The following is a 7,793-nucleotide window of genomic DNA, read 5'->3' on the forward strand; positions in this document are numbered from 1 at the left end:
CCAGCGACCTGGCCAAAACGGCCCTGGGCGAGGGCGTCGTCGCGCACTACCTGAACGCCGCCCGCATCGAGACCGAATCCTTCAACGCGGCCGTCACGGACTGGGAACGACGCCGAGGATACGAACGACTGTGAACACGCGCAACAGACGACCGCGGATCGGCATCAGCACGTACCGCGAACATGCTTCGTGGGGCATCTGGCAACTGGACGCGGCGACGCTTCCGGCCACGTACGTGGACTGCGTCGCGGCGGCCGGCGGGATCGCGTTGCTGCTCCCTCCGACCGGCAATGCGAGCGACGTGAGCGACCCGAGCTACGCCGCGGAGACTGTCGCAGGGCTCGATGGTCTGGTGATCTCGGGCGGCCCCGACGTGGATCCCGCGCGCTACGACGAGGCGTGCCACGAGACGACCGACGCGCCGCGCGAGCAGCGCGACGCCTGGGAGCTCGCGCTGCTGTCGGCCGCGCTGGAGCGGGACCTTCCGGTGCTCGCCATCTGCCGTGGCGCGCAACTGCTCAACGTGCTGTACGGCGGCTCGCTGATCCAGCACGTCGAGGATCACCGAGGCGGCGTCGCGGTCTTCGGCAGCACTCAGGTCACGCTCGATCCCGCCGCGTTGCCCGGTTCGATTCTCGGACCCAGCGTCACAGCGTCCTGCTACCACCATCAGGCGATCGCCCGACTCGGCGAGGGCCTGGCCATCACCGGCCGCGCGCCGGACGGCAGGATCGAGGCCGTCGTCGCGAGCGACCGGACGTTCGTCGTCGGCGTGCAGTGGCACCCCGAGCAGGACCGCGAGCTGCGGCTCTTCGCCGCGTTCGTCGAAAACGCCGGCAAGGTGGTCGTATGAGCGAGCAGGCCTATACGGTCTTGAACCCTGCGACCGAGCAGCCGATCGCCGAGGTGCCGATGGCCTCGGTACGCGACGTCGACGCGGCCGTGGCCCGCGCCGATGACGCGTTCCCGGCGTGGCGCGACGTGGCCCCCGGCGACCGCGCCCGGCTGCTGCGCAGCTTCGCCCGCCGCATCGACGACGAGCTCGAGGAACTCGCGCGGCTCGAGGTCGCGAACTCGGGCCACCCGATCGGAGGAGCGCGCTGGGAGGCGGGCAACGCGCGTGACCTGTTCGAGTACTACGCGGGTGCGCCCGAACGGCTGATCGGGCAGCAGATCCCGGTGTCCGGCGGCGTCGACGTCACGTTCAAGGAGCCGGTCGGCGTCGTCGGCGTGATCGCGCCCTGGAACTTCCCGATGCCGATCGCCGCCTGGGCCGTCGCGCCCGCGCTCGCCGCCGGGAACACGGTCATCCTCAAACCCGCCGAGCTCACGCCGCTGACCGCGCTGCGGCTGGCCGGGCTCGCGCTCGAAGCCGGGCTGCCGCCGGACGTCTTCCAGGTGCTGCCCGGCACCGGACCGATCGCGGGTGCCCGGCTGGTCGAGCACCCCGGCGTCGCGAAGATCGTCTTCACCGGCTCGACGCGCGTCGGCCGCGAGATCGCCGTCAAGGCCGCGAGCCGGATCATCCCGGTGACGCTCGAACTCGGCGGCAAGAGCGCCAACCTCGTCTTCGCCGACGCGGACCTCGAACAGGCCGCGGCAGCCGCACCCGGCGCCGTGTTCGACAACGCGGGCCAGGACTGCTGCGCGCGCAGCCGCATCCTCGTCCAGCGCAACGTCTATGACCGGTTCATGGAGCTGCTGGAGCCCGCCGTCAAGGCGTTCCGCGTCGGCGACCCGGCGAATGAGAGCACGGACATGGGTCCGCTGATCTCGGCCGCGCAGCGCGAGCGGGTGCGCGGCTACGTGCCCGAGGACGCACCGATCGCCTTTCGCGGCGACGCGCCCGACGGACCAGGCTTCTGGTACCCGCCGACCGTGCTCGCCCCGATCGAGGCCGGCGCGCGCGCCGCGACGGAGGAGATCTTCGGCCCGGTCGTGGCCGTGCTGCCGTTCGAGGACGAGGCCGACGCCGTCCGGCTCGCCAATGCCACGCGCTACGGCCTGTCCGGCTCGATCTGGACTCGGGACATCGGCCGCGCGCTGCGTACCGCGCGCGCAGTGCAGGCCGGCAACCTCTCGGTCAACTCCAACTCCTCGGTCCGCTACTGGACGCCGTTCGGCGGCTACAAGGAATCCGGCCTCGGCCGCGAGCTCGGCCCGGACGCCCTCGACGCGTTCACCGAGACCAAGAACGTCTTCATCGCGTACTGATAGAGCAGGAGAAGAACATGGTGCAGCGCTACGCCGGGAAGGCGGCCGTGATCACCGGCGGGGCCAGCGGAATCGGCCTGGCCACGGCCCGGCGCCTGGCCGCCGAGGGCGCGAGCGTCGTCATCGCCGACCTCGACGAGACCATGGGGCCGAAGGCCGCCGAGGAGGTCGGCGGCCTGTTCGCGGCCACCGACGTGACCGACCGCGAGCAGGTCGAGGCGCTGTTCCAGACGACCGTCGACCGCTACGGCTCGCTGGACCTGGCCTTCAACAACGCCGGCATCTCGCCGCCGGACGACGACTCGATCCTGGACACCGGCATCGAGGCCTGGCGCAAGGTCCAGGAGGTCAATCTGACCAGCGTCTACCTGTGCTGCAAGGCCGCGATCCCGCACATGCGGCGGCAGTACGCCGAGTCCGGGCGCAAGGGCGCGATCGTGAACACGGCCTCCTTCGTCGCGCTGATGGGCGCGGCCACGTCGCAGATCTCGTATACGGCGTCGAAGGGCGCGGTGCTGGCGATGAGCCGCGAACTCGGCGTTCAGTTCGCGCGTGAGGGCATCCGGGTCAACGCGCTGTGCCCGGGACCGGTGAACACCCCGCTGCTGCAGGAGCTGTTCGCCAAGGACCCGGAGCGCGCCGCGCGGCGTCTGGTGCACATCCCGGTCGGCCGCTTCGCCGAGCCGGAGGAGATCGCCGCCGCCGTCGCGTTCCTCGGCAGCGACGACGCGTCCTTCATCACGGCATCCGGCTTCGTCGTGGACGGCGGCATCTCCGGCGCTTACGTGACCCCGCTCTAGTCAGTAGCGCCGCTGACTGTTGCTAACTGTTGGCTGCTAACTGTTGGCGCCGCGCGCGGCGACCGGCCAGCTCTCCACGTGCCGGCCCTCCCGCACGATGACGAGTTCGGCCGCGAGGTTGACCGCGTTGCACACGTGGTTCGGGATGATCACCACCCGGTCCCCGTGCCGCGGCGCGGTCACCCCCGGCGGCAGTTGCACGACGGCGTGGTGCTCGGAGAGCTGGACGACCTTCGAGCCCGGATACGCGGGGACCAGCCCGTAGCCCGGCGACCAGGCGTTCGGGTCCGCGCCGAGCACCTTGCTCCCGGCGTCGAGCACGAAGCGGTCCGCCGCCGGGACGCTGACCACCGTCGCGGCGGCGGCCAGCGCCACGTCCTCGACGGTGCACGAGCCGAGCGCGACCTGCATCGCGTCGTTGAACACGTACACGCCGGGTCGCAGCTCATTGATCTGGCCGTCCCCGCGCAGCGCGGCGGTCGGCGTCGAGCCGCCGCTGACGACCGTCGGTTCGATGCCCGCGTCCCGCAGCGACGCCGCCGCCTCGGTCAACGCGGCTTCCTGGTCGCGTGCCGCCTGGGCGCGGACGTCGGTCGGAGTCGCGTTCGCGGCGTGCGCCGTGCCGTGGCCCGGGAAGGTGAACACGCCGTCCACCGTCAGCCCGAGTTCGCTCGCCGCCCGAGCAAGCGCCCCTGCCTCGCCCGGGCGTACGCCGGTCCGGTGATGGCCGCTGTCGATCTCGATGAGGACGCTCGCCCCCGTTCCCGCGATCCGTCGCGCGTTCTCGACCGAGTCCACGCCGACCTGGACGCGCGCCCCGGCCGCCAGCTTCGCCAGCCGTCGCTGCTTGCCGTCGTCGAGCCACAGCGGGTACGCGATGAAGAGGTCTGTGACGCCACCGGCCGCGAACGCCTCGGCCTCGCCGATCGTCGCCACCGTCAGCCCGACCGCCCCGGCCGCCAGCTGCTTCTCCGCGATCTGCGGGCATTTGTGCGTCTTCGCGTGCGGGCGAAGCGCGAACCCGCCGGCGCGTCCGGCGGCCGCCATCCTCGCGATGTTCCGATCCAGCGTGTCCGCGTCCACGACGAGCGCGGGCGTGGACGGCGCGGCCTGTGCGGCGGCGGTGATGTGGCTTGGCACGGTCAGGGCTCCTAGCTGTGTTGAGATCTTACGATAGCGGAATCCACCCGGTCACGATCGTGCCGCGCGGCGTGGACTCGACCGTGAGTCCGCCGTCGACCGTCTCCGCGCGATCCGCCATGTTCCGCAGGCCGCTGCCCGCGCGCTCCCGCACGTCGCCCGCTTCGAAGCCGGGTCCCTCGTCGCGCACCTCGAAGCGGACCTGGCCGGAACCGTGCTCGAGCAGGATGTGCAGAGCCGCCCCCGGGGCGTGCTTCGCGGCGTTCTGGATCGCCTCCGCGCAGCAGAAGTACGCCGCGGCCTCCAGATCCGCGCGGAACCGCAGGCCGTCGGTCGCGTCCGTGATCTCCGCATGGCCGGCCACGCCCGACTCGTCCGCCAGTTCGCGCAGCGCGGCGGCGAGCCCGGACTCCCGCAGCACCTCCGGATCGAGCCCGCGCAGCGTCTGCTGCAGCCCGGCCGACGCGTTGTCGATCTGTGCGATCAGGTTCTGGACCGCACGCCGTGCCGCATCGGTCTTCCCCGCCTTCGCGAGATGCGTGACCAGCCCGAGCCCGAGGCGGACGGCCGTCAGCCCGGGTTGCGCTCCGTCGTGCAGGTCGCGCTCGAGTTCGCGCCGCTCGCTGTCCTGCGCGGCGACGATGCGCCAGCGTGCGGCATGGATTTCCGACGCGCGCGACCGCATACGCGTAATCTGATATTCGAGCTCGATGGTGAGGCTCGCGTTGTGCAGGATCACGCCGGCGCTCCGGATCAGGCTCTCGACCATCGCCCTTCGCCGAGGTGCCGGGGCGCGTCCCGGGTCGGCGGGCAGTTCCAGCGCTCCGACGACAGTACCCTGATAGTTGATCGGCAGCTCCCGCAGTCGCTTCGGCGGCTCCTGCACCGGCCACGCGTACCGGTGGGCGCCGCCGTCCGGCTTCCGCAACTGGATCGAGGCGGTTCCGGTGCCGAGCCCGAGGGCGACGATCCGCGCGAGGTCGCGCAGCGCCGCCGCGCTGTCGCCGCCCTGGCCGAGTGCCGTTATCTGCGCGACAGCGGCACCTGCGGTGATCCGGCGGCCGTACACGAGCCGATCCGCCCACGATTCGACCCGCCGGCGTATCGGATCGAAGCCGACCGCGACCAGCCCGGCCGCCGCGACCTGGGGCGGCGCGAGCCAGTCCGAGTCGAGGCCGAACGCGGCGTCCACGTTCGCCACTCCGTACACGTACGCCGCGCCGATCGCCGCCACCAGCAGCGCGTATATCAGTGTGCGATTGAAGATTCGGCCGATCACGCGGCCACCTCCGTCCGGATGGGCACAAGCAGTTCGGCGAGGTCCGCGCCGTCCAGACGAAGACGGCCGTCGAGCGCCGCGACCCGGTCCCGGATCGCCTCCAGCGTCCCGGGACTCCAGTCGACGTGCACGCTGCTCAGCCGGACTCTGAGCTCGCCGTCTTCGAATTCGACCCGCACGTCCGCGTCGCCGGCGACCGGCTCGAGCAGCGCGGCGACACAGAAGTAGACCCCTGCTTCGTACCGCGCCTCGAATCGGGGCAGCTCGGGAGCGGTGAATCTCGGGCTGCCCGGAAGGTCGGCGACGAGATTGCCGAGCGCCGCGCGGAGTCCGTGGTCGGTCAACGTCGCCGGGTACACGCCGTGCACGATGCGCCGAAAGTCCTTCACCGCCGTGTCGACCAGTTCGGTGAGTTCGGCCAGCCGCGGCTCCCAGCCGGCCGCGTCCCCCGACTGCGCCAAGGCGGACGCCTGCTCCCGGCCCTGACTCAGCGCCCTGCCGACAGTGTCCTGAATCTGCTGCCCGAGACGTTCCCTGGCCTCGTCCCGCGCCGCCACGACGCGCCGCCGCGACCGGTCGAGTTCCGCGGCCTGGGCCTCCCGCCGACGCAGCTGTTCGGCCAGCTCCGCGGTCAGCTCGGCGTTGCGCAGCACCGCACCCGCCGCGTCCGCGAGGGAGGTCGCCAGCCGCCGATCCGCCTTGCTCAGTCCGCGCCGCGACGGTTCGAGCACCAGCTGACCCAGCACCCTGCCGTCCACCGCGATGGGGAACGTCTCAGCGGGCGTGACGGCGACCGGTACCGTCTCGTCAGCCGTGGCCCGGACCGCCCGAGCCGCCCGCGCGCCCGTCCCGCGCACCGCGATCTCCGCCAGCCGGTTCAGCGCGTCTTCCGCCGGGGTCGCCAGCCGCGCCCCGGCCACGGTCTCGGCCAACTCCGCGTACGGATCGTGCGCGCCCGTCGGCCACGCCCGCCGCAGCAGCCGCGCGACGAGCCGGCGCAGCGGACCGAGGCCGAGCCCGGACACGCTCGCGGCGGCCACCCACATCGGCAGAATCCAGGAGTCCGGCGCGGCCGGCCAGAAATGCAGCTCGCCCGCCACCAGTGCCTCGTACACCGCGATCACGAACCCCACCGAGACGACTCCCTGCGCCGACGCCTGGAACAGCGGGTACAGCGCATCGGCGCGGGTCCGCGCGGTGGACAACGGCCGCGGTGCGTCTATCGTGGGAACCCGTGTCATCCGTGCCCTCCAGGGGAGGAGTATTCGTGCCGATCCGGGTTGTCCTGGCCGAGGACAACTACCTGCTGCGTGCCGGAACCTCGGCGCTGCTCGACGCGCTGGACGACGTCGAGCTGCTCGCGGCTGTCGCAGACCTCGACGAGTTGCTCGCCGCCGTCGACGAGCACCGGCCCGACGTGGTGATCACCGACATCCGGATGCCGCCGGACCACGGCACCGAAGGCCTCAAGGCCGCCGCGCGGATCCGCGCCGAGCACCCGGGCACCGGCGTCATCCTGCTCACCCAGTTCGCCGATCCGCAGTACGCGTACGAGTTCCTGCGCGGCGGGGCGGCGGGTGCGGGGTATCTGCTCAAGGAGCGGATCGGCGACGTCTCCGAACTCGAGCGCTCGCTGCGCCAGGTCGCCTCCGGAGGTTCGGCGCTGGACCCGCAGCTCGTCGAGGCACTGGTGACGCGGTCCGAGCGGGCCGAGGGCTCGCCGCTGGCCGGGCTCACTCCCCGGGAGCGCGAGGTGCTCGAGCAGATGGCCCAGGGCAAGAGCAACGCCGCCATCGCCAGGGCCCTGGTGCTCACCGAGCGGGCCGTCCAGAAGCATATCAACTCCCTGTTCTCCAAGCTGGGCCTGGGTGCCGCCGCGGAGCTCGACCGCCGGGTCGCCGCGGTGCTCACGCTTCTCGAGTCCCGATGAGAACACAGGATCCGGGGCGCGGGAAAGGGCACTGACACCCCCGGCCCGGGGATGCGTGCACCCCCAGCGCACCCGCATGCCTGCATGATCGCCGCGCTCCCTCCCGGCGAGCAGTATCGATGGCAGAACGACTTCGACTACTGCGAAGCACTGGGACCTGGGGAGGGACCATGAAGAAGCTCATCATCGGCGCCGTCGCGGCCGTGGCCGTCGGAACCGCCGCCGGCTGCGGCGCCCGCGCCACAATCGCCTCCGTCGCCAATCAGGCGGACGCGCAGAACCAGGGGACCGCGAACACCGCGGCCTTCGTCCAGCCGGCCGGCTACTCGTTCACGACCGTCGACGACCCTGCCGACCCGACCTTCAACCAGCTGCTCGGCATCAACCAGAACGGGATCATCGCCGGATATTTCGGCTCCGGCGCCGCGGG

9 protein-coding genes are annotated in these 7,793 nt (G+C 71.9%); 6 read left to right on the forward strand and 3 right to left on the reverse strand.

The features are described from left to right. The 4 genes from VG296_RS32775 to VG296_RS09490 form a co-directional block, all read left to right on the forward strand. Positions 1 to 134 (forward strand): hypothetical protein (locus VG296_RS32775; protein ID WP_349259506.1); only part of this gene is annotated, 134 nt, incomplete at its 5' end. Further along, positions 131 to 853 carry a gamma-glutamyl-gamma-aminobutyrate hydrolase family protein gene (locus VG296_RS09480; protein ID WP_325565228.1) on the forward strand — a complete coding sequence of 241 codons (723 nt, stop codon included), beginning with the start codon at positions 131 to 133 and terminating at the stop codon, positions 851 to 853. The genes VG296_RS32775 and VG296_RS09480, both read left to right, overlap by 4 nt. After that, entirely contained in the window at positions 850 to 2,214 is a 1,365-nt protein-coding gene (locus VG296_RS09485; protein ID WP_325565230.1) for an aldehyde dehydrogenase family protein, read from the forward strand. The genes VG296_RS09480 and VG296_RS09485 overlap by 4 nt, the downstream gene beginning before the upstream one ends. A 17-nt stretch (positions 2,215 to 2,231) precedes the next feature. Continuing rightward, positions 2,232 to 3,014, forward strand: coding sequence for a 3-oxoacyl-ACP reductase (locus tag VG296_RS09490; protein WP_325565232.1), 783 nt, complete (start codon positions 2,232 to 2,234; stop codon positions 3,012 to 3,014). Between the two features lie 36 nt (positions 3,015 to 3,050). On the opposite strand, the gene VG296_RS09495 is transcribed toward VG296_RS09490, so the two are convergent. The 3 genes from VG296_RS09495 to VG296_RS09505 are packed head-to-tail and all read right to left on the reverse strand — an operon-like array spanning position 3,051 to position 6,674. Next, complete coding sequence (locus VG296_RS09495; RefSeq protein WP_414641078.1) at positions 3,051 to 4,160, reverse strand: alanine racemase; 1,110 nt, start codon at positions 4,158 to 4,160, stop codon at positions 3,051 to 3,053. Between the two features lie 22 nt (positions 4,161 to 4,182). After that, on the reverse strand, positions 4,183 to 5,433 hold the full coding sequence (locus VG296_RS09500; protein WP_325565235.1) for a sensor histidine kinase: 1,251 nt from the start codon (positions 5,431 to 5,433) through the stop codon (positions 4,183 to 4,185). Next, the gene (locus VG296_RS09505) at positions 5,430 to 6,674 is read right to left on the reverse strand and encodes a hypothetical protein (protein WP_325565237.1); all 1,245 of its coding nucleotides are present in this window, start codon (positions 6,672 to 6,674) and stop codon (positions 5,430 to 5,432) included. Before VG296_RS09505 ends, VG296_RS09500 begins: the two co-directional genes overlap by 4 nt. Positions 6,675 to 6,700: 26 nt before the next feature. Here VG296_RS09505 and VG296_RS09510 point away from each other — a divergent pair, with 26 nt between their 5' ends. Both VG296_RS09510 and VG296_RS09515 read left to right on the forward strand, forming a co-directional pair. Continuing rightward, the gene (locus VG296_RS09510; RefSeq protein ID WP_325565239.1) at positions 6,701 to 7,363 is read left to right on the forward strand and encodes a response regulator transcription factor; all 663 of its coding nucleotides are present in this window, start codon (positions 6,701 to 6,703) and stop codon (positions 7,361 to 7,363) included. Positions 7,364 to 7,533: 170 nt separating this feature from the next. Then, positions 7,534 to 7,793 (forward strand): hypothetical protein (locus tag VG296_RS09515; RefSeq protein ID WP_325565241.1); only part of this gene is annotated, 260 nt, incomplete at its 3' end.

The organism is Actinospica sp., assembly GCF_035552695.1.
Taxonomy (GTDB): Bacteria; Actinomycetota; Actinomycetes; order Streptomycetales; family Catenulisporaceae; genus Actinospica.